The 20805-nt window shown below is 64.2% G+C and carries 17 protein-coding genes and 2 pseudogenes; 8 read left to right on the top strand and 11 right to left on the bottom strand.

Annotated features, from left to right (window positions below):
* The first annotated feature begins 39 nt into the window (after positions 1-39).
* A complete protein-coding gene (locus BV82_RS22710) occupies positions 40-807 on the top strand; it encodes an AraC family transcriptional regulator (protein WP_036996877.1) in 768 nt (255 codons plus the stop codon).
* A gap of 20 nt (positions 808-827) precedes the next feature.
* On the opposite strand, the gene BV82_RS22705 is transcribed toward BV82_RS22710, so the two are convergent.
* Positions 828-1607 (bottom strand): TatD family hydrolase, encoded by a 780-nt coding sequence (locus tag BV82_RS22705; RefSeq protein ID WP_036996874.1) that lies wholly within the window; start codon positions 1605-1607, stop codon positions 828-830.
* 2 nt (positions 1608-1609) lie between these two features.
* On the bottom strand, positions 1610-2605 hold the full coding sequence (cra, locus tag BV82_RS22700) for a catabolite repressor/activator (RefSeq protein ID WP_036996873.1): 996 nt from the start codon (positions 2603-2605) through the stop codon (positions 1610-1612).
* Positions 2606-3665: 1060 nt separating this feature from the next.
* Here cra and ptsP point away from each other — a divergent pair.
* Genes ptsP through BV82_RS22685 form a run of 3 tightly spaced genes read left to right on the top strand, consistent with a single transcriptional unit; the run spans position 3666 to position 9204 of the window.
* Positions 3666-6524 (top strand): phosphoenolpyruvate--protein phosphotransferase, encoded by a 2859-nt coding sequence (ptsP, locus tag BV82_RS22695; RefSeq protein WP_036996871.1) that lies wholly within the window; start codon positions 3666-3668, stop codon positions 6522-6524.
* On the top strand, positions 6524-7471 hold the full coding sequence (gene pfkB / locus BV82_RS22690; protein ID WP_036996869.1) for a 1-phosphofructokinase: 948 nt from the start codon (positions 6524-6526) through the stop codon (positions 7469-7471). The genes ptsP and pfkB overlap by 1 nt, the downstream gene beginning before the upstream one ends.
* Positions 7468-9204, top strand: coding sequence for a PTS fructose-like transporter subunit IIB (locus BV82_RS22685; RefSeq protein WP_036996866.1), 1737 nt, complete (start codon positions 7468-7470; stop codon positions 9202-9204). The genes pfkB and BV82_RS22685 overlap by 4 nt, the downstream gene beginning before the upstream one ends.
* Here BV82_RS22685 and BV82_RS22680 read toward each other — a convergent pair whose 3' ends face one another.
* A complete protein-coding gene (locus BV82_RS22680; RefSeq protein WP_010220643.1) occupies positions 9205-9435 on the bottom strand; it encodes a DUF3820 family protein in 231 nt (76 codons plus the stop codon).
* Positions 9436-9639: 204 nt separating this feature from the next.
* Between BV82_RS22680 and BV82_RS22675 the strand changes: the two genes are divergently transcribed.
* The gene (locus BV82_RS22675) at positions 9640-10116 is read left to right on the top strand and encodes a PA2169 family four-helix-bundle protein (protein ID WP_010220644.1); all 477 of its coding nucleotides are present in this window, start codon (positions 9640-9642) and stop codon (positions 10114-10116) included.
* Here the strand turns inward: BV82_RS22675 and BV82_RS22670 are convergent.
* The 4 genes and pseudogenes from BV82_RS22670 to BV82_RS22660 form a co-directional block, all read right to left on the bottom strand.
* Complete coding sequence (locus tag BV82_RS22670) at positions 10113-11606, bottom strand: sensor domain-containing diguanylate cyclase (protein WP_010220645.1); 1494 nt, start codon at positions 11604-11606, stop codon at positions 10113-10115. The two genes, BV82_RS22675 and BV82_RS22670, sit on opposite strands and share 4 nt — an antisense overlap.
* Before the next feature lie 235 nt (positions 11607-11841).
* Positions 11842-11943, bottom strand: a pseudogene (locus tag BV82_RS26475) (IS110 family transposase); the annotation flags it as partial.
* An 87-nt stretch (positions 11944-12030) separates the two neighbouring features.
* The gene (locus tag BV82_RS22665; RefSeq protein ID WP_036996865.1) at positions 12031-13362 is read right to left on the bottom strand and encodes an OprD family porin; all 1332 of its coding nucleotides are present in this window, start codon (positions 13360-13362) and stop codon (positions 12031-12033) included.
* A gap of 206 nt (positions 13363-13568) precedes the next feature.
* Positions 13569-13784, bottom strand: a complete 216-nt coding sequence (locus BV82_RS22660; RefSeq protein ID WP_010220647.1) for a hypothetical protein — start codon at positions 13782-13784, stop codon at positions 13569-13571.
* 263 nt (positions 13785-14047) lie between these two features.
* Between BV82_RS22660 and BV82_RS26805 the strand changes: the two are divergent.
* Together BV82_RS26805 and BV82_RS22655 are read left to right on the top strand one after the other, a co-directional pair.
* Positions 14048-14329, top strand: a pseudogene (locus BV82_RS26805) (PAS domain-containing protein); the annotation flags it as partial.
* A gap of 255 nt (positions 14330-14584) precedes the next feature.
* Entirely contained in the window at positions 14585-15631 is a 1047-nt protein-coding gene (locus BV82_RS22655) for a methyl-accepting chemotaxis protein (RefSeq protein ID WP_374045287.1), read from the top strand.
* A gap of 6 nt (positions 15632-15637) precedes the next feature.
* On the opposite strand, the gene BV82_RS22650 is transcribed toward BV82_RS22655, so the two are convergent.
* From BV82_RS22650 to norR, 4 genes are all read right to left on the bottom strand, one after another.
* Positions 15638-16372: a YkgJ family cysteine cluster protein gene (locus BV82_RS22650; RefSeq protein ID WP_026001170.1), complete on the bottom strand. Its 735-nt coding sequence runs from the start codon at positions 16370-16372 to the stop codon at positions 15638-15640.
* An 11-nt stretch (positions 16373-16383) separates the two neighbouring features.
* A complete protein-coding gene (locus BV82_RS22645; protein ID WP_010220650.1) occupies positions 16384-16695 on the bottom strand; it encodes a hypothetical protein in 312 nt (103 codons plus the stop codon).
* Positions 16696-16776: 81 nt separating this feature from the next.
* Positions 16777-17676 (bottom strand): chemotaxis protein, encoded by a 900-nt coding sequence (locus BV82_RS22640; RefSeq protein ID WP_010220652.1) that lies wholly within the window; start codon positions 17674-17676, stop codon positions 16777-16779.
* An 80-nt stretch (positions 17677-17756) separates the two neighbouring features.
* Positions 17757-19310, bottom strand: a complete 1554-nt coding sequence (gene norR, locus BV82_RS22635; RefSeq protein WP_010220653.1) for a nitric oxide reductase transcriptional regulator NorR — start codon at positions 19308-19310, stop codon at positions 17757-17759.
* Between the two features lie 153 nt (positions 19311-19463).
* Between norR and hmpA the strand changes: the two genes are divergently transcribed.
* Entirely contained in the window at positions 19464-20645 is a 1182-nt protein-coding gene (hmpA, locus tag BV82_RS22630) for an NO-inducible flavohemoprotein (protein ID WP_036996862.1), read from the top strand.
* Positions 20646-20805 lie beyond the last annotated feature (160 nt).

The raw sequence follows: 20805 nt of genomic DNA, 5'->3' as shown, positions 1-20805 counted from the left end.
CGCTTGCGCTATTGGGTCGTAGGTCGTTAGATTCGGGCCATGATTGAAATTGACCCGTCTGAACACATTCCCCGCGACGCGGTGGTGACCGCCGTTGACTATGCCGATGGTCATCACTTCGCCCTGCACACCCATCAGCGCGGGCAGTTCGCCTATGCGGCCTGTGGGGTGATCACCGTGTTCACCCGCCAGGGCAACTGGGTGGTGCCGCCGCAACGGGCCATCTGGGTGCCGGCGCAGGTGCCCCATGAGATGGTCATGAGCGGGCCGGTGACCATGCTCAACACCTACATCAGCAACGCGGCGACGGCACGTTTGGGGCTGCCGGAGTTGTGTCAGGTATTCGATGTTTCGGCATTTTTGCGTCAGTTGATGATCCAGGCGGCGCAGGTGCCGGCGCTGTATGCGCAAGAACAGCGCGACGGTCATTTGATGGCGTTGCTGCTGCACGAAATCGCCAGCATGGCGCCGTTGTCGCTGAATGCGCCGCTGCCGGATGATCCGCGCCTGGCCCAGGCGTGCCAGCGGCTGTTGCAACAACCGTCGCTTGAAGTGAGCATCGATGACATGGCCCGGCAGGTGGGCAGGAGCCGGCGCACGTTCACTAGGCTGTTTCGCCAGCAGACCGGTATCAGCTTTGTCGAATGGCGCCAGCAGGCGTGCCTGTTGGCGGCGGTGGTGCGCCTGGGCAATGGCGAGTCGGTTACCCGGGTGGCGATGGACCTGGGCTATAGCAGCCCGAGTGCGTTCACCAGTGTTTTTCGCAAAGCCTTGGGGGCGGCGCCGAGTCGGTATTTCAGCAAGTAAGGGTGAGGCGTGCGGCAGAGTTATTCCCAGCCAAACAACTCACAAGCATTGCCCGTACTCGCCTCAGCCAACCGCTCAACCTCGATCCCCATGATCGCGGCCAGCGCCTGGGCAATCTGCGGCAGATGCTCCGGGCTGTTGCGCACGCCCGGGAACATCACCGGCGCCATGTCTGGCGCGTCGGTCTCCAGCACCACGCTGTCCAGCGGCAGCTGCGGCAGCACCTTGTGCAAGCGCAGCGCCTGCGGCCAGGTCGCGGCGCCACCGAGGCCGAGCTTGAAGCCGAGCTTGTGATACTCGCGCGCCTCTTCAACGCTGCCGGCAAAGGCATGGATGATGCCGCCGCGCTTGAGCTTGTAGCGCTTGAGCGTGGCGATCACCACGGCATGGCTGCGGCGCACGTGCAGCAGGGCGGGCAGGTTGTAGTCGACGGCCAGTTGCAGCTGGGCTTCGAACAGCGCCTGTTGGCGCTCGCGGTCGAGTTCGGGCAGGTAGTAATCCAGGCCGAATTCGCCGACGGCGCACAGCTGGCGCTCACCCTGCAGGCGGGTCAGCCAGTCGCCCAGTGCGGTCAGGTGTTCGGGGCGGTGCTGGTCGAGGTAGACCGGGTGCAGGCCGAACGCCGCGTACAGCTGCGGGTCGCTGCGCACCAGGTCCCAGACCCGCTGCCAGTTGCTTTGATACACCCCCAGCACCACCATGCGCTCGACCCCGCCGGCCCGGGCATTGGCCAGCAGGGCCGGGCGGTCGGGGTCGAAATCTGGAAAGTCCAGATGGGTGTGGGTGTCGATCAGGCGCATGTTCAGGCCGTGAAGATTCGCTGTTTGAAGGTTCGACCGATGGCGTGCACGCCGGGTTCGTACTGTTTTTGTTCAACAGCGGCGAGGGCCAGCTTGAGCGCGGTTTCGGCGATCAGGCCGTGTTGCTGGGCCATGGCGTTGACCGGCAGCGGCAAGAAGTCCAGCAACTGGTTGTCGCCGAAGGTGCCCAACTGCAGGCTGCGCGAGTCGGCCGGGCGTGCTTGCAGTACATCGAACACGCCTTGCAGCAGCACGTAGGAGGTGGTCACCAGGGCGTCGGGCAGGCGGCCGAGTTCTTCGATCAGTTGGTTCATCAGGCGCTGGCCGCACTCGCGGCTGAAGGCTTCGCCTTGCAGGCGGCTGATCTTGCCGCTGAAGCCTTCCAGGGCCTGGTCGAAGCCGCCGGCGCGGGCCTGGCTGACGCTGAGCTCCGGGCGGGCACCGATCAGGGCGATGTGCGCGGGCTGGGTGGCGAGCAGGCTGCGGGTCAGTTGCTGGCTGGCGTTGCGGTCGTCGCTGACGATCGAGCAGAAGTGCGCCGGGTCCAGGCTGCGGTCGATGGCGATGATCGGCAGGCCCTTGGCTTGCAGTTCGCGGTAGCTGTCGTCTTCCGGCGGCAGGCAGCTGGCGACGAACAGGGCGTCGCAACGGCGGGCGCGGAACAGTTGCTGGAGCTGGCGCTCGCTCTCGGGCTGGTCGTCGCTGCTGGCGATCAGCAGTTGGTAGCCCTGGGCCCGGGCGCGTTGTTCCAGTTGCTTGGCGATGCGCGCGTAGCTGGGGTTTTCCAGGTCGGGGAGGATGAACCCCAGGGTGCGCGTGTGCCGGCTGCGCAAACCTGCGGCCTGGGGGTTGGGGGTGAAGCCATGGGCTTCGACCACCGCCCGCACCCGCTCGACAGTGCTGTTGCTGATGCGTTGCTGTTCGGCCTTGCCATTGATGACGTAACTGGCGGTGGTCACGGACACACCGGCCAGACGCGCGATATCGCTGAGTTTCACCGCATTTTCCTTGTTATTACCGAGACTGGCTGCAGAGCCTGACCGGGTATTGTCGCCGATCCTACGCGGGTGGCGCAGACGACCATTGTCGCAATTGTCCGACAATATGGGCAATGTTGTTCACATCGGTGTGAGCAACTGTCATTGGCAGGTAGCCAGCATATCAGGCGGTGCCTGGGTTGCGACCGCTTCGCGCTCGATCGCCGGCAAGGCCAGCTCCCACAGAGTTAGCGCAGTACCTGTGGGAGCTGGCTTGCCAGCGATGAGGCCAGTGCAGCCAACAAAGTAGGTGGCGCTTGGGTTACGACCGCTTCGCGCTCGATCGCCGGCAAGGCCAGCTCCCACAGAGTTGGCGCAGTACCTGTGGGAGCTGGCTTGCCAGCGATGAGGCCAGTGCAGCCAACAAAGTAGGTGGTGCCTGGGTTGCGACCGCTTCGCGCTCGATCGCTGGCAAGGCCAGCTCCCACAGCGTTGGCGCAGTACCTGTGGGAGCTGGCTTGCCAGCGATGAGGCCAGTGCAGCCAACAACGTAGGTGGCGCTTGGGTTGCGACCGCTTCGCGCTCGATCGCCGGCAAGGCCAGCTCCCACAGCGTTGGCGCAGTACCTGTGGGAGCTGGCCTGCCAGCGATGAGGCCAGTGCAACCAACAAAGTAGGCGGTGCTTGGGTTACGACCGCTTCGCGCTCGATCACCGGCAAGGCCAGCTCCCACAGCGTTGGCGCAGTGCCTGTGGGAGCTGGCTTGCCAGCGATGAGGCCAGTGCAGCCAACAAAGTAGGCGGTGCCTGGGTTGCGACCGCTTCGCGCTCGATCGCCGGCAAGGCCAGCTCCCACAGAGTTGGCGCAGTACCTGTGGGAGCGGTGCAGCTCCAGCAATACGACAAGCAGGGCTTCATTGATCGCACATTATCGAGTAACGTGCTCGTAAATTTAGATTAAACGTTTCAGCAGGCGATTTTCTGCCGATCCAAGCGCCTGGACGGGGTCATTGCAACTGGCCCTCAGCTGAACAATTCACAACAATACCTCAGCACCCACCTGGTGCTGCAAAGGAGAAGGTCATGCTCGAGCTCACCGTGGAGCAGATATCCATGGGCCAGTCGGCTGTGGATAAGTCGGCGGCACTGCACCTGTTGGCCGAGCGCCTGGTCAGTGATGGCCTGGTCGCCGACGGCTATCTGGCCGGGCTGCAGGCCCGTGAAGCGCAAGGCTCGACCTTCCTCGGCCAAGGTATTGCCATCCCCCATGGCACCCCCGAAACCCGCGAGCTGGTGCATGCCACCGGCGTGCGCCTGCTGCAGTTCCCCGAAGGGGTGGACTGGGGCGATGGCCAGATCGTCTACCTGGCCATCGGCATCGCCGCGCGCTCCGATGAACACCTGCGCCTGCTGCAACTGCTGACCCGCGCCCTGGGCGAGACCGACCTTGCCGAAGCCCTGCGCCGCGCCAGCTCCGCCGAAGCCTTGCTCAAGTTGCTGCAAGGCGCGCCGCAAGAGCTGGCCCTGGATGCGCAGATGATCGGCCTGGGCGTGCCCGCCGAAGATTTTGATGAGCTGGTGTGGCGCGCCGCGCGCTTGCTGACCCGCGCAGAATGTGTCGGCTCAGGCTTTGCCGGGGTGTTGCAGCAGGTCGATCCGCTGCCGCTGGGCGAGGGCTTGTGGTGGCTGCACAGCGAGCAGGCGGTGCGCCAGCCGGGCCTGGCTTTCGTTACCCCGCAACAAGCGCTGCGCCACAACGGCCAACCGGTGCATGGCCTGTTCTGCCTGGCCAGCCTCGGTGCTGCGCATCAGGCCTTGCTTGAGCGCCTGTGTACGCTGTTGATCGAAGGCCGCGGCCAGGAGCTGTGCCGCGCCACCAACAGCCGCACGGTGCTCGAAGTGCTGGGCGGCGAGTTGCCCGCCGACTGGCCGAGCGCGCGTATCGGCCTGGCCAACGCCCACGGCCTGCATGCGCGCCCGGCCAAGGAACTGGCGCAACTGGCGAAACACTTTGACGGCGAAATTCGCCTGCGCCTGATCGACAGCGGCCAGCCGGCGGTGTCGGCCAAGAGCCTGAGCAAGCTGCTCAGCCTCGGCGCACGGCGTGGGCAGATTCTGGAAATCATCGCTGAACCAGCCATTGCCAACGATGCCTTGCCTGCGCTGCTGGCCGCGATTGAAGCGGGCCTGGGCGAAGAGGTCGAGGCGCTGGCGCCGGTCGTCGAGGCGGTCATCGACGTGATGGCTGAGCCTGAACTTGTCGCGCCCGCAGCGGGCGCGCTGATCCAGGGCGTTGCTGCGGCACCGGGCATTGCCTGCGGCCCGGCGCATATCCAGGTGCAGCGTGAGTTCGACTACCCGTTGCGCGGTGAGTCGCTGCCGATTGAACGGCAACGCCTGCAACACGCACTGGCCAATGTTAACCACGAAATCGAAGCGCTGACCCAGCGCAGCCCGGCCAAGGCCATCCGCGAGATTTTCATCACCCATCAGGAGATGCTCGCCGACCCGGACCTCACTGACGAAGTCGACCAGCGCCTGCGCCAGGGCGAAAGCGCGGCGGCGGCGTGGATGGCGGTGATCGATGCCGCCGCGCGCCAACAGGAAGCCTTGCATGATGCGCTGCTCGCCGAGCGCGCCGCCGACCTGCGCGATATCGGTCGGCGGGTATTGGCCCAGCTGTGTGGCGAAGCCGACGTGCCGGCGCCGGAGCAGCCTTATGTGCTGGTGATGGAGGAGGTCGGCCCGTCGGATGTGGCGCGACTCGACCCGCAACGGGTGGCAGGGATTCTTACCGCCCGTGGCGGCGCCACCGCCCACAGCGCGATCGTCGCCCGCGCCCTGGGTATCCCTGCCGTCGTTGGCGCTGGCGATGCCGTGCTGCTGATTGCCCCGGGCACACCGCTGCTGCTCGATGGCCAACGCGGCCGCCTGGCGGTGGCACCCGCGGCTGAAGAGCTCGAACGTGCCCTGGCCGAACGCGACCGCCGCGAGCAACGCCTGCACGCAGCCAAGGCCCGGCGTCTGGAGCCGGCGATCACCCGCGACGGCCATGCCATTGAGGTGTTCGCCAATATCGGTGAAAGCGCCGGGATCGAAGCGGTGGTTGATCAAGGCGCCGAAGGCGTCGGCCTGCTGCGCACCGAACTGATTTTCATGGCCCACCAGCAAGCCCCCGACGAAGCCGTGCAAGAGGCCGAGTACCGCCGCGTGCTCGATGGCCTCGACGGTCGGCCGCTGGTGGTGCGCACCCTCGATGTCGGTGGCGACAAGCCGTTGCCCTACTGGCCGATCGCCAAGGAAGAAAACCCTTTCCTCGGCGTGCGCGGCATTCGCCTGACCCTGCAACGCCCGCACGTGATGGAAAGCCAGCTGCGCGCCTTGCTGCGCGCCGCCGGCGACCGGCCGCTGCGGATCATGTTCCCGATGGTCGGCCAGCTCGAAGAGTGGCGCCAGGCCCGGGCCATGGTCGAGCGCCTGCGCGAGGAAATCGCTGTCAGCGACCTGCAACTGGGGATCATGATCGAGGTGCCGTCGGCCGCCTTGCTGGCGCCGGTACTGGCCCAGGAAGTGGACTTCTTCAGCATCGGCACCAACGACCTGACCCAGTACACCCTGGCCATCGACCGCGGCCACCCGAGCCTCTCGGCGCAAGCGGACGGCCTGCACCCGGCGGTGCTGCAACTGATCGACATCACCGTGCGCGCCGCCCATGCCCATGGCAAGTGGGTCGGGGTGTGCGGCGAGCTGGCCGCCGACCCGCAGGCGGTGGCGCTGTTGCTCGGCCTTGGCGTCGATGAGCTGAGCGTTGCGGCGCGCAGCATTGCCGAGGTCAAAGCCGAAGTACGTGAACTGAATTTTGAACATGCCCAGCAGCTCGCGCGCCAAGCGTTGCTGCAGGGCAGTGCCGGCGCAGTGCGGGCACTGGTGGAGACCCGTTGATGGCCAAGATACTGACCCTGACCCTGAACCCGGCGCTGGACCTTACCGTCAGCCTCGACAGCCTGCATGCAGGTCAGGTCAACCGCAGCCAGGCGCAGCACAGCCACGCCGCTGGCAAGGGCCTGAACGTCGCCCAGGTGCTGGCCGACCTCGGCCATAGCGTGACCGTGGGCGGCTTTCTCGGCCGCGACAACCTGGCGCCGTTCGAGGCGCTGATCGCCCGCCGTGGCTTTGCCGATTGCTTCGTGCGGGTGGCAGGCGAGACCCGTTGCAACATCAAACTGGTCGAAGCCAGCGGCCAGGTCACCGATATCAACGGCCCCGGCCCGCAGGTCGATGAGCAAGCGCGCCTGGAACTGCTGACCCGCCTTGAGCAGATCGCCCCCGGCCACGCTGCGGTGGTGGTCGCCGGCAGCCTGCCGCGTGGCATCAGCCCGCAGTGGCTGCAGATGCTTCTGGCCCGGCTCAAGGCCATGGGCCTGAAAGTGGCCCTGGACAGCAGCGGCGAAGCCTTGCGTGCCGGGCTTGCCTGCGCACCGTGGCTGGTCAAGCCGAACACCGACGAGCTGGGCGAAGTGCTCGGCAGTGCTGTGCATGACTTTGCCCAGCAGCAACAAGCGGCGACCCGCCTGATCGGCCAGGGCGTCGAGCATGTGGTGGTGTCCCAGGGCGAGCAGGGGGTCAACTGGTTCCGCCAGGGCAGTGCCCTCGGCGCCGTGCCGCCCAAGGTCACGGTGGCCAGCACCGTCGGTGCCGGTGACTCGCTGCTGGCGGGCATGGTCCATGGCCTGCTGAGCGCCGATAGCCCTGCGCAAACCCTGCGCCGGGCTACGGCGATTGCCGCCCAGGCGGTGACCCAGATCGGCTTCGGTATTAACGACCGGGCACAACTGGCGCAGCTGGAAAGCCAGGTGCAGCTGACAGAACAACAAGAGGGTTGCAGATGAACATTGCCATCGTCACCGCCTGCCCCAATGGCCAGGTCTCCAGTGTGCTCAGTGCGCGCCTGCTGGAAGCGGCAGCGCTGCGCCAGGGCTGGAGCACCAGCGTCGAAGTGCACGACCCGCAGCAAGCCGAGCGCCAGCTGTCTGACGCCGCGATTGCCGCCGCCGACTGGGTGCTGGTGATCAACACCGGCCCACTGGACCTTCGCCGTTTTGCCGGCAAGCGGCTGTACCAGAGCACCCCGGCGCAAGCGCTGGCGGATGTGGAAAACTTTTTGCGTGAAGCGGCCGACAAGGCTGTGGTCTATCAGCCCGAAGCCGAGCAGGTGGCAGCCCCTGTCGAGCGCAGCGCCAAAGTCGTCGCGGTCACCGCGTGCCCGACTGGCGTCGCCCATACCTTCATGGCCGCCGAAGCGTTGCAGCAGGCGGCGCAGCAGCTGGGCTACCAGCTCAGCGTCGAAACCCAGGGTTCGGTGGGGGCGCGCAATCCGTTGTCGGCAACGGCCATTGCCGAAGCCGATGTGGTGCTGCTGGCTGCCGACATCGAGGTGCCCACCGCGCGCTTTGCCGGCAAGCGCATTTATCGCTGCGGCACCGGCGTGGCTCTCAAGCAGGCCCAGGCCACGCTGAAAAAAGCCCTCGCTGAAGGCCGGGAAGAATCTGCCGCGCAAGGTGCCAGCGCCGCCCCGGCCCGCAGCGAGAAAACCGGGGTGTACAAGCACTTGCTCACCGGTGTGTCGTTCATGCTGCCGATGGTGGTGGCCGGTGGCTTGCTGATCGCGCTGTCGTTCGTCTTCGGTATCGAGGCCTACAAGGAGCCCGGCACCTTGCCGGCCGCATTGATGCAGATCGGCGGCGAGGCGGCCTTCAAACTGATGGTGCCGTTGCTGGCCGGTTATATTGCCTATTCGATTGCCGACCGTCCGGGGCTGGCGCCGGGGATGATTGGCGGCCTGTTGGCCAGCACCCTGGGGGCGGGTTTTATCGGCGGTATCGTCGCCGGATTCTTGGCCGGTTACAGCGCCAAGGCCATCAGCCGCTGGGCACGCTTGCCCAGCAGCCTTGAAGCACTCAAGCCGATCCTGATCATCCCGCTGCTGGCCAGCCTGTTCACTGGCCTGGTGATGATTTACGTGGTCGGCAAACCAGTGGCTGGCATGCTCGAAGGCCTGACCCATTTTCTCGACAGCATGGGCACCACCAACGCGATTCTGCTCGGGGTGTTGCTCGGCGGGATGATGTGCGTCGATTTGGGCGGGCCGATCAACAAGGCGGCCTATGCGTTTTCTGTCGGCCTGCTGGCCTCGCAGAGTTACGCGCCGATGGCCGCGACCATGGCCGCCGGTATGGTGCCGCCGATTGGGCTGGGCATCGCCAGCTTCATTGCCCGGCGCAAGTTCGCCCAGAGCGAGCGCGAAGCCGGCAAGGCGGCGCTGGTGCTGGGCTTGTGCTTTATCTCCGAGGGGGCGATTCCATTTGCCGCCAAGGACCCGCTGCGGGTGATCCCCGCCAGTGTCGTCGGCGGCGCGCTGACCGGCGCCTTGTCGATGTATTTCGGCTGCAAGCTGATGGCGCCCCATGGCGGCCTGTTCGTCATGCTGATCCCCAATGCGATCAACCATGCCTTGCTGTATGTGCTGGCGATCGTCGCCGGTAGCCTGCTGACGGCGCTGGTGTATGCAGTGCTCAAGCGCGGCGAAGGGGTGGAGCTGGCGGTGCAGCCGGCCAAGGCCTGATCAGTTGCGCGGGCGCGGGTGCTTCTTGCGCAGGGGCACCAGCAGGTCGCTCAGGCCGTTATGATCGACCTCATGCATCAGGGCCAGCAGGCCGCCCAGCTCGCCCTTGGGAAAGCCCTGGCGGGCGAACCAGTTGAGGTAGTGTCCCGGCAGGTCGGCAATCAGCCGGCCCTGGTATTTGCCGTAGGGCATTTCACGGGTGACCAGCAGGACGAGGGCTTCCGGGTTCATGGCAAGGGTATTCTTGGGATGGATGGGCGCCAACATACATGCAATCTGCATGAAGGCCAAAGGACAGTTCATGCAGAACGCGTGAAAGTCATAAGTTCATTTAATTTCAAGCTATTGAAAATTAAAGATATTTTCTAAGCTCTCAGGCTGGCACGAACCCTGCTCCGATCTATTGCATCTTCCCTCATGCAAAGGAGCAATGTCATGACTACTCCCAACAAAGAAGTCGTCTCGGTTCTCAACGAACTGATCGAATTCAGCAAGGATGGCGAAAAGGGTTTCAAAACCTCTGCCGAGGATGTGAAGAATCCGGAGCTGAAAAGCTATTTCATCCAGCGTTCTGGTGAGTGCGGTAGCGCCGCTGTGGAACTGCAGCAGCAAGTGCGTATCCTCGGTGGCGATCCGGAAACCTCGACCAGCGTCAGCGGTGACCTGCACCGTGGCTGGGTCAACCTGAAGTCGATGCTCACCGGCAAGGATGAAGAAGCGGTGCTCAACGAAGTCGAGCGCGGCGAGGACCATGCTCTCAAAGCCTACAAGGACGCCCTGGAAACACTGGCCCGCCTCAACACCCTGCCAAGCAGCGAGGTCTATGCCCTGGTTGAACGTCAGTACCATGGCGTGCAGCGCAACCATGACCAGGTCAAGGCCCTGCGCAACCAGGCGCGCGCCAAGTCTTAAGCGGCTACTTCGACCCGGTTGCGACCGTTGCCCTTGGCACGGTAAAGCGCCTCATCGGCATCGCCCAGCAAGGTCGCAAGCTCTTGCTGGGCGCCTGGCGTGTGGCAACCGATGCCAATGCTGACGGTGACCGGTGCGGTGTCATCGGCAAATGGCGGCAGCGCCTCGACAGCGGCACGAATGCGCTCAGCTAGGAGCCGGGCACCGGGCAGTTCGGTCTCCGGCAACACCACCAGAAACTCCTCCCCACCGTAGCGTGCGGCCAGGTCGGCCGGGCGGCGGATGCTGCTGGCGATGGCGCTGGCCACCTGGCGCAAGGCGGCATCCCCACCCGGGTGCCCGTGGCGCTCGTTGAAGGCCTTGAAGTGATCGACGTCGATCATCAACACCGCCAGCGGCCGGGCATTGCGCAGGCTGCGCGCCCATTCCTGGCGCAGCACCTGGTCCAGGCGCCGGCGGTTGGCCAGGCCCGTCAGGCTGTCGGTGGCGGCGAGGGCGGCCAGGCCTTGTTCGGCGCTGTGCCGGCGACGCAGTTCGCGGCCCAGCAGCAAGGTCAGCCAGAGAATACCGATGCACAGCACGCCGGTGGCCACGCTGACCAGCACCGCTGTGCGCCGCCACGACTGGAACACCTCGTCGGCGGAGTGCGCAACGATAACGATCAGCGGCAGGTCGCCGACCCGGGCGAAGGTGAACAGGCGTTGTTTGCCGGTGCGCGTGGAGACCCCGGCAAAGGTGCCGCTGACATCCGCGCGCATGCGCTGAAAGTTCGGCCGGTCGCTGTAGTTCTGGCCGATGCGCGGCTCGTCGGGCGTAGCCGGGTGACGCACCAACAGCACGCCGTCGGTGTTCATCAGGTTGATACTGCTGTCGCTGCCGATGTCCAGGCGCTGGAACAGCGTGCTGAAGTACGACAGGCGCAAGGCCCCGGCAGCGACCCCGAGAAATTCCCCGTGGGGCCCGGAGATACGCCGGCTGAAGCTGATGCACCAGTCCAGGTCGCCCAGCCGCGCTTTGAACGGCTGGCCAATCAGCAACCCCAGGTTGGGGTTGTCGCGGTGTTGCTGGAAGTCCTTGCTGTTGGCGAAATTGGCCTGGCGCGGGATGGCGCTGGTGGAGTCGGCGACCACATCACCCTTGGCGTCGAGCCAGAGGATATCGCCGCGCACCGGTGCGGTAACGGCTTGGTTGAACAGAATCTGTTGGCGCAGCTCGGTGGGCACCGCGAGCAGTTCCGGGCGCTGTATGGCCCAGATCAGGCTTTGCAGGGAGAGGTCATAGAGTTCGACATTGCGCACGATGTCGCTTTCGATCAGTTGCACGATATTGCTGGCCGAGCGCGCGGCGGCCTGTTCGGCGCTGCTGCGTTCGCGCATCAACAGGAAGGTGACGATGGCGACGATGGCGAGCACTGCAAGGCAACTGCCCAGATTGAGGATCAGCTCCGGATGAGACTTGTACAGGGCGGATCGCTGGGATCGGGTGGGCAACGTCATGGTCACTAATGCCGAAGACCGTCTAGAAAGTGCGGTGTTACTGCGCGGCGGCCGTATTCTAGGGGGGCAGGGATTGTCGGACAAGGATTTAATCGTGTCTTCTGACGAGTAGATGCAACTGTTTGCGGTGGGAGCAACTGTCGGTCATCTGGTTAACTGTGGGAGCCGGTCTTGCCGGCTATGCCGGGCATCGCCAGCAAGGCTGGCTCCCACAGGGACTCAACCGCCTTCAAGCCGGCTGTTCTCGCCAGGGTGTTCCGCTTTTGAGCATGGCATTCAATCGCACGATCAATACCCGCATGCACGCAACCACCGCCACTTTCGCGCACTCGTAGCCGCCCGTGGCTTCAAGCAAAACCTCTAGGCACCTCGGATTAGCAACTTGTCATTCACCGCTCCCACTACCGGGTTGGGGCGATCAGAAAATGTTCAGCGGGTAGTCAACGATCACCCGGTACTCGTCGACATCGCTGTCGATATGCGAGTAGCCCTGGGTGCCACGGTGCGAGGCCCAGCGCAGCAGCACCGAGAGATCCTTGAGCTGGCCTTCCTGGAACACGTACTGCAGGTCGACGTCACGTTCCCAGTGCTGGGCGTTCTCGCCATCGGCGTTGTACCAGTGGCCGTAGCCGACGCTGTTGGGGTCGACCTTGCTCATGTCCAGCTCACCGCGCGAGTAGGACACAATCGAGGTCAGCCCCGGGATGCCGGCCCCGGCGAAGTCATAGGCGTACTTGAGCTTCCACGAACGCTCGTTGGGGCCGTTGAAGTCCGAGTAGATCTGCGAGTTGTCCAGGAAGATGCTGTCACCCTGGTTGATGTAGTCGAACGGGGTGTTGCCGTTGACCCGCTGGTACACCGCGGTAAGGCTGTTGTAGCCGACGTTGACGGTGAAGTGCAGGCTGTAGGTGTTGTTGTCGATGTGCCCGAGCAGCGCCTGGCCGGTATCCTGGGTGTGATAGAAGTGCAGGCCCGGGTTGAGGCTGACCAGCTCGTTGAGCTGCCAGGTGTAGTCGACATCGAAGTAGTACTGGTTCCAGATGTCCTTGAGCTCGGCGGCATACAGGCTCGAGGTCAGGTTCGGCACGCCGCTCCAGGCCACGCCGGCCCAGTTCAGGTGACGGCTGTCGCGCTCGTCCTGCAGCTTGCCGTAGAAGGTGTCGATACGCCGGTGGCCGCTCTGGTTGTAGGGCTTGGTGAAACTGGCTTGACCGGCTTCGAGCATCACCCCGTCAAAGCTGTTGTTGGTGATGCTGACGCCGCGGAAGGTCTGCGGCAGCATGCGCGACTCGCCACCGGCGATCACGGGGTTGGTGAGGAACAGGTCGCCGGCCTTGAGCACGGTGTCAAACGCCTTGAGCTTGAGCGCAGCACCGGCGGTGGAGAACGAATCATGGGCCTTGCCCGGTTCGCCATCACCCTTGGTGTTGATCGGCAGGATGCTGGAACCGGAGGTGCCGCCTCCGCCGTCGAGTTTCAGCCCGAGCATGGCGTGGGCATCGAGGCCGAAACCGACCGTGCCCGGGGTGTAGCCCGATTCGAACTTGCCGAGAAAACCCTGACCCCATTCGCGGTTGTCACGCACACCCGGCAGCAGCTGGTTGCGGTTCAGGTAGTAGTTGCGTGCGTGCACGTTGAGACTCGACCCTTCAATAAAACCTTCGGCCTTTTCCTCGTCGGCCTGGGCAGTGAAGGGCATCGTTGCAGCCAATGCAACGAACAGCGGGGTGAAGCGTAAAGCAGTGTTCACCGGTGTGGACTCCTTGGGGTGAATGTACGGCAGTTTTTATTGTACGAAAGACGTTCTTGTCATGAACAAACGAGCCAGCGCGCTGGCACTTTTCGACACACGAAAAAAAAGCCGCTGATCGGCAGCGGCTTTGAAAGACAACCGCACAGGCATTCAAGTCACCTGTGCAGCCATCGAGGGAGTCGAAGGGGTGAAACGGGGCCCGATCAGCTCTCGGACGCGTCATCCGCATCAGCCTTTGCAGCGGTCTGTTCCAGGCCCTGGGCCTGCTCGGACTGGTGCTTGGCGATGACCTCCTGAAGAACCGTGGCACGCTCGGCGTTACGGGCAACAAAAGCCTGGGATTCTTCAGCCATGGCCAGTGGCGACAGCAACAGGGAGGACAGGACGAATACGCTGGCAACACCCATACTGTTGGACATTTGCAACAACCTTCTTGCTTGGCAAGTGTGAAGTAGGTCTGAGTAAATTAGTCGGAAATGGCTGAAAGAAACAGTTACTTTTGGGATAAGCACTGTTGCGTCAAAGGTAATAGTCATTGAATTTGCGTTGGCTTCAATCGCGGGCTACCCCGCGACCGGTAGTGGCCAAGTGCCAATATCCTGCGCTGGATCAAGGTTGGGCAAAAAATTGCCACTAAAGTCGTACGCCCTGCCGATTCTCCCGACAATAACGAGTGCCTCCGATGAAGAGCAATTTGCCTGTGACCGGTCGCAATGTGGATTATCCCGGTGACGCCAATATCCTTTCCACCACTGACCTGACCAGCCAGATCACTTACGCCAATGACGACTTCATCAAGGTCAGTGGTTTTACCCGCGAAGAGCTGATAGGCAGCGCCCACCATATCGTCCGCCACCCGGACATGCCGCCCCAGGCCTTCGCACAAATGTGGCAGACACTGAAAAGTGGCCAGTCGTGGATGGGGCTGGTGAAGAACCGTTGCAAGAACGGTGATCACTATTGGGTCAGCGCGTTCGTCACGCCCATCTCCAGCAATGGCCAGGCCGTGGAGTATCAGTCGGTGCGGACCAAGCCCAGTGCCGAGCAGGTCGAGGCCGCCGAGCGCTGCTACGCGAGGATGTGCAGCGGTCCGCTGCGCTGGTGGCAGCGTTTGCCGGTGGTTGGTTTGGCCTGGCAACTGTGGGGCGGGGTGACCCTGGCGCTGGCGGCGGTGTTCGCTTTCAGCCGGCTGCTGTTGCCGGCCCTGCCATGGCAAGGTGTGCTGGAGCTGATCCTGGCCAGTGGCCTGGCGGCCTTGATGATCTTCATCGCCTTGCGCCCGCTCGAGCGCTTGCGCGTCCAGGCCCAGGCCATCGCCGACAACCCCTTGAGCCAGCAGCTGTACACCGGTCGACGCGACGGCATTGGCCAGATCGACTTTGCTCTGCGCATGCTCAAGGGCCAGTTGGGCGCGGTGGTCGGCCGTATCGGCGACACCTCGCGGCGCCTGGCCGGGCATACCGGTAGCCTGGCTCAATCGCTGCAAAGCAGTCACAGCAACAGCCTGGAACAACAGAGCGAAGCCGATCAGGTGGCCACTGCGATCAACCAGATGGCCGCCAGCGTCGCCCAGGTCGCCAGCAGTGCCCAGCAAGCCTCCCAGGCCGCCGACCAGGCCGAGGGCGAAACCCAGGCCGGGCATCAACTGGTCGACCTCAACCGCAGCGCCATCCAGAACCTGGCCAATTCGCTGAGCTCGGCCACTGAAGTTATCCACAATCTGGAAAGCCACAGCAGCGAGATCACCGGGGTGCTGGAGGTGATTCGCGGCATCGCCGAGCAGACCAACCTGTTGGCCCTCAATGCCGCCATCGAAGCGGCCCGGGCCGGTGATCAGGGCCGCGGTTTTGCCGTGGTCGCCGACGAGGTACGCGGCCTGGCCCAGCGCACCGCGCAGTCGACCCACGAAATCCAGCGGATGATCAGCGCCTTGCAAAATGGCGCGCGTGAAGCGGTGCAGGTCATGCAGCAGAGCAGCGAACATGCCGGGCACAGTGTCGAGCAGGCCCAGCGCGCCGCCAGTGCCCTGGACGGCATCAGCCTGCGGGTCAACCAGATCAGCGAAATGAGCCTGCAGATCGCCGCGGCGGTAGAGCAGCAGAGCCAGGTCAGCGAGAACATCAACCGCAACATCATCAGCATCCGCCAGGCCAGTGAAGCCACGGTGCAGGTCGGCCAGCAGAGCCACCTGAGCGCCACCGACGTGGCCGGGCTGGCGCAGGACCTGCGCCGGCTGGCGGATGAATTCTGGCGGCGTTGTCAGTAGGGCGGTTCAGAACCCGATGAAGCTGTAGTAGGTGCCGGGTTCGCTGCGAGTCTTCGCACCGCACGCCTCAAGCTCGGCACTCAAGGCCGGATCGATCACATGCAGCGTCCATGCTGCCACGGGCTGATCGAGCGGCGGTTGCTCAAGGGCCTGGGCCAGCGCCGCGGTGTCGGGCAGGTAAGCGGTAAAACCATTGCCCTTGAGCGCGCTGACATCAATGCCCAGCGCCTGGCAGATGGCGAGCTTGGCGCGGATATCGTCGCGATCGGCCTGGCGCGAACGCTCGATCAGTTCAGCCAGGCGCTTATCCACCAACTGATTGCCGTGAATCAGCGCCGGGCCGCTTTGCCAGGCTTCGCTCGGGCAGTCCTTGGCCTCGGGGCGCAGCGGGATGTGCGGATTGATTTCCATCGGGTAGATACGGCACACCAGCGGGCGGATCTCGTAGATGCCGCAGCGGTTGTCGTCGTCGAGGTTGCGGCAGCGGCCGGGGTTGAAGGCGGCAAAGGTGATGGTGACCCAGGCCTCGCTGCTGCCGCAGGGCACCGGCCAGGAGCGGCGCGTGGCGTGCTCGCGCTGTTCTGCCGGCAGGCCCAGGCCATTGGCCAGGAAGGCTTCGGCCAGGACGATGACCTGGCCGCCGGTACCCGCCCACTGTCGGGCCTCGCTCAGGGTCAGGGGGACATGATGGCCGGTGCAGCACTTGCCACAGCCGGTGCAGTCGAAACGGATATCGGTAATGGGCGCGCTGTTCACGGTTGGCCAGGCGTCCATTCGGTGACGAAGGCAGCCTTGCGCTTTTTATCGAACAGGCACAGTTCGGTGCCCTTGCGGTTGTTCATGTGCTTTTGCGGGTAGCGGCCTTCGAGCAGCAGGGCGCTGTAGCCCACACGGTCGTCGAACTCGGCGGCCTTGCCCAGGGCCTTGACCTGTTTGAGCTGGCTGGCGCCGATGCAGCTTTTCAGCACCTGCTGTTGATGATCGCTCCAGGCCTGGCTGCTGGATGCCTGGGCGCCAGCGCTGAACACAGCGCAGCCGAGCAGGGTGAAGAGGAGGGCTTTCATCGGCGGGATACTCGCAAAAACGTGCGCACAATTGTGCCTGAGCCTCAGGCACATTCAAGCGCAACGCTTCGCGGCTATGTATCAGCGTTCTTCGAAGGCCACGGTGCGGGCGGCGACGATCAGGCAGTCGGTCAGGTCTGGCGAGGAGAACTTGGTCAGTACCGCGTTGGCCCCGGCATCCTTGGCTTTATCGCTGTTCATGGCGCTGTCCAGCGAGGTGTGCAACAGCACGTAGAGGTGCTGGAAATCCGGGGTTTCGCGCAGGGTGCGGGTGAAGGCGTAGCCGTCCATCTCCGACATCTCGATGTCCGACACCACCACGTTGATCTCGCGCTCGGTGCCTTGCAGTTCGAGCAAGGTGTTGATCGCGTCCTTGGCGCTGCGCGCGGTGTGGCATTCGATACCGAGGTTGCGCAGGGTATGCACCGACTGCTGCAGGGCCACCTGGCTGTCATCGACCACCAGGATATTGGTGGCGGCCAGCACTGCGGCGTCTTCAGCGCTGAGCTCGGAGGTCACCACCTCGTGCGTCGGCGGGGCGATGCCGTGGATGACCTTCTCGATATCCAGCACTTGCACCAGGGTGTTGTCGACCCGGGTCACGCCGGTGATGAACGACTTGCTCCCCGACCCATAGGGTGGCGGCTTGATGTCGGTGCTCAGGCAATGGACGATCTTGCTCACCGCCTGCACATGCAACCCCTGCTTGGAGCGGCTGATGTCGGTGACGATCAGGCAGCCGCCGTCCGGGTCTTCCAGCGGCCGTTCGCCGATGGCCCGGGACAGGTCGATGACCGACAGCGAGTTGCCCCGCAAGGTGGCCACGCCTTTGACGTGGGGGTGCGACTCCGGCAGCTTGGTCAGCGGCGGGCAGGGGATGATTTCACTGACCTTGAGCAGGTTGATCGCCATCAGCTTGCCGCTGCGCAGGGTAAACAGCAGCAGCGACAGCGAATCCGCGCGGGCATTTTGCGACGCCATAGGCACCTTCAGGGCAGAGTAATAGGGGGAGATGCCAGGTTATCGACCCGGCGGCCCGTGGCTTTAATCACTCGGTGAAATCAGCGTAGACCCAAGCGCCGTGCCAGGCGACTGAGATTGGCCCGATCCAGGCCAAGTTCGCGGGCAGTGCTGGCCCAGTTGTGCTGGTGGCGCTCCAGGCACGCCTGGATCAGCTGGCGCTGGTAGTCATCCAGGGCCTGGCGCAGATCGCCGCCGGGCAGCGGTGCCTCGGCCAATGCAGTGGTGTCGATGGGGGCAGGGGCCGACTCAACCGGGCGCAGGTCCAGGTCGGCGGCATCCAGGGTGAGGATTTTCGGTCGCAGGCCATGCTGCCCCAGGGCCTTGAGCGCCGAACGGCCGATCAGGTGTTCCAGCTCGCGCACGTTGCCCGGCCAGTTGTAGGCAATCAGCGCGGCTTGGGCTTCGGGGCTCAGGCGCAGGCTGCCCAGGCCCATGCGCGAGCGGTTCTGCTCGAGAAAATAGCCACTGAGCAGCAGCACATCGCGCCCGCGTTCGCGCAGCGGTGGCACCAGCAGCGGGTATACGCTCAGGCGGTGGTAAAAGTCGGCGCGGTAGCGTCCGGCGCGCACTTCTTCGGCCAGGTCGCGGTTGCTGGCGGCGATCAGGCGCACATCGACGCGGTGCTCCTGGTCCGAGCCCAGGCGCTGTAGCTGGCCGCTCTGCAGCACGCGCAAGAGCTTGGCCTGCACGCTCAGCGACAATTCGCCGACTTCATCGAGAAACAACGTGCCGCCATTGGCCAGTTCAAACTTGCCGCGCCGCTCGCCCACCGCGCCGGTAAAGGCGCCACGGACATGGCCGAACAGCTCGCTCTCGACCAGGGTGTCGGGCAGCGCCGCGCAGTTGAGGCTGATCATCGGCTGCTGGGCGCGGCTTGAGGCTTGATGGATAGCCTGGGCCACCAACTCTTTGCCCACACCGGTTTCGCCGGTGATCAACACCGTCAGGTCGCTACTGCCGACCAGGCGGATTTCTTCCAGCAGGCGTTTGAGCGCCTTGCTCTGGCCGATCAGTTCCTTGTGCTGCTGGCCGCTGGCCTGGCGGTAAACCTCGGCGCGCTGGTGTTCGTCTTCGGCGCGCAGGGCCAGGTGTTCGATGCGTTCGGCGACATTGACCGTGGCCGCCGCCAGGCTGGCAAAGGCCTGCAGGGCATCGAGTTCGACCTGCTGGAACTGTTCCGGGTTCAGCGCATCGAGGGTGATCAGGCCCCAGGGCCGTTCATCGACAAACAGCGGGCAGCCCATGCAGTCGTGCACCTCCAGGTGCTGATGCAGGCCCTCGACCAAGCCGTCGTAGGGGTCGGGCAGTTTGCTGTCGCTGGCAAAGCGGGTCGGCTCGCTGTGGCTGAGGATGGCCGCAAAGCGCGGATGCTCATCGACCTTGAAGCGCCGCCCGAGGGTATCGGTGCTCAAGCCGTCCACGGCCAGTGGTACCAGCCATTCGCCGTCCAGGCGCAACAGCGCGGCAGCGTCGCAGGGCAGCAGGCTGCGCATGGCTTCGAGCAGGCGCCGGTAGCGTTCGCGCTCGGGCAGTTCGCGGGACAGGTCGCTGACCAGCGGCAGCAAGGCGGTGAGCAGGGATTTTGCGGTCATAAAGACTCCTGTGGGTCAATATGACTATATCGCAGTCGTTGTCTTTATGACTCTTTATTTTGTAAGTTGTTGATTTATATAGATTTAATAGTTGGCACGAAAGCTGTAATAACCAAGGCATTCATCAAGAAGCCACAGGCTCAGGAGTCATCCATGCTTAATGCCCAGGATCGTGCAATCGTCAAAGCCACCGTACCCCTGCTGGAAAGCGGCGGAGAAGCGCTGACCACCCATTTCTACAAGCTGATGCTCAGCGAGTACCCCGAGGTGCGTCCGCTGTTCAACCAGGCGCACCAGGCCAGCGGCGACCAGCCCCGGGCCCTGGCCAACGGCGTGCTGATGTACGCACGGCACATCGACCAGCTCGAACAACTGGGCGGCCTGGTCGGCCAGATCATCAACAAGCATGTGGCCTTGCAGATTCTTCCGGAACATTACCCGATCGTCGGTAGCTGCCTGCTGCGCGCCATCGAAGAAGTGCTCGGCAAGGAGATTGCCACCCCCGAAGTGATCGCAGCCTGGGGCGCGGCCTATCAGCAACTGGCCGATATCCTCATCGGCGCTGAAGGCGATATCTATGCGCAAAAAGCCGCGGCCCCGGGTGGCTGGCGTGGTGCGCGCGAGTTCAAGCTGGTCGAGCGGGTCGAGGAGAGCAGCGAGATCGTCTCCTTCTATTTCGCCCCGGTCGATGGCGGTGCGATTTTGCAGGCTGAGCCTGGCCAGTACATCGGCCTGCAACTGTTCATCGACGGCCAGGAGCAGCGCCGCAACTACTCGCTGTCGGCCCTGAGCACTGCCGGCCAGTACCGCATCAGTGTCAAGCGCGAAGCCGGCGGCAAGGTCTCCAACTACCTGCACGAGCAGTTGGCCGTGGGCGCCACCATCAACCTGTTCCCGCCATCGGGCGAGTTCACTTTGAGCGCCAGTGAAAAACCGCTGGTGCTGATCAGTGGCGGCGTCGGCATCACCCCGACCTTGCCGATGCTCGAGGCGGCGCTGGACAGCGGGCGCCTGGTGCACTTCATTCACTGCGCGCGCAACGGCGCGGTGCACGCTTTCCGCGGCTGGGTCGATGAACTGGCGGCGCGCCACCCGCAGGTCAAGCGCTTCTACTGCTATGCCGAAGACGATGGCGTCAGCCAGCCGGCGGACGCCGTGGGCCTGCTCAGCGCCGATCAACTGGGCGCATGGTTGCCGCAAGAGCGTGATGTGGACGCCTACTTCCTTGGCCCGAAAGCCTTCATGGCTACCATCAAGCGCCACCTCAAGGGCCTGGGGGTGCCGGAGCAGCAGAGCCGCTACGAATTCTTCGGCCCGGCGTCGGCGCTGGAGTAAACACGATTCGGTAACCGCGAACTGCAAGGATAAGGGCACAGCCAGCGATGGCTGTGCCTTGCGGCAATCGGTCGCCTTCTCAAGCAGGGGGCTTGGCCTTTTTACTGCATGCAGACCAAGCGTCATGCGCCTGGCGCATCATCCTTCCAGCCGTATCAAG

This window comes from Pseudomonas donghuensis (genome assembly GCF_000696345.2).
Taxonomy (GTDB): domain Bacteria; phylum Pseudomonadota; class Gammaproteobacteria; order Pseudomonadales; family Pseudomonadaceae; genus Aquipseudomonas; species Aquipseudomonas donghuensis.
This window is presented reverse-complemented; position numbering and strand designations above follow the sequence as displayed.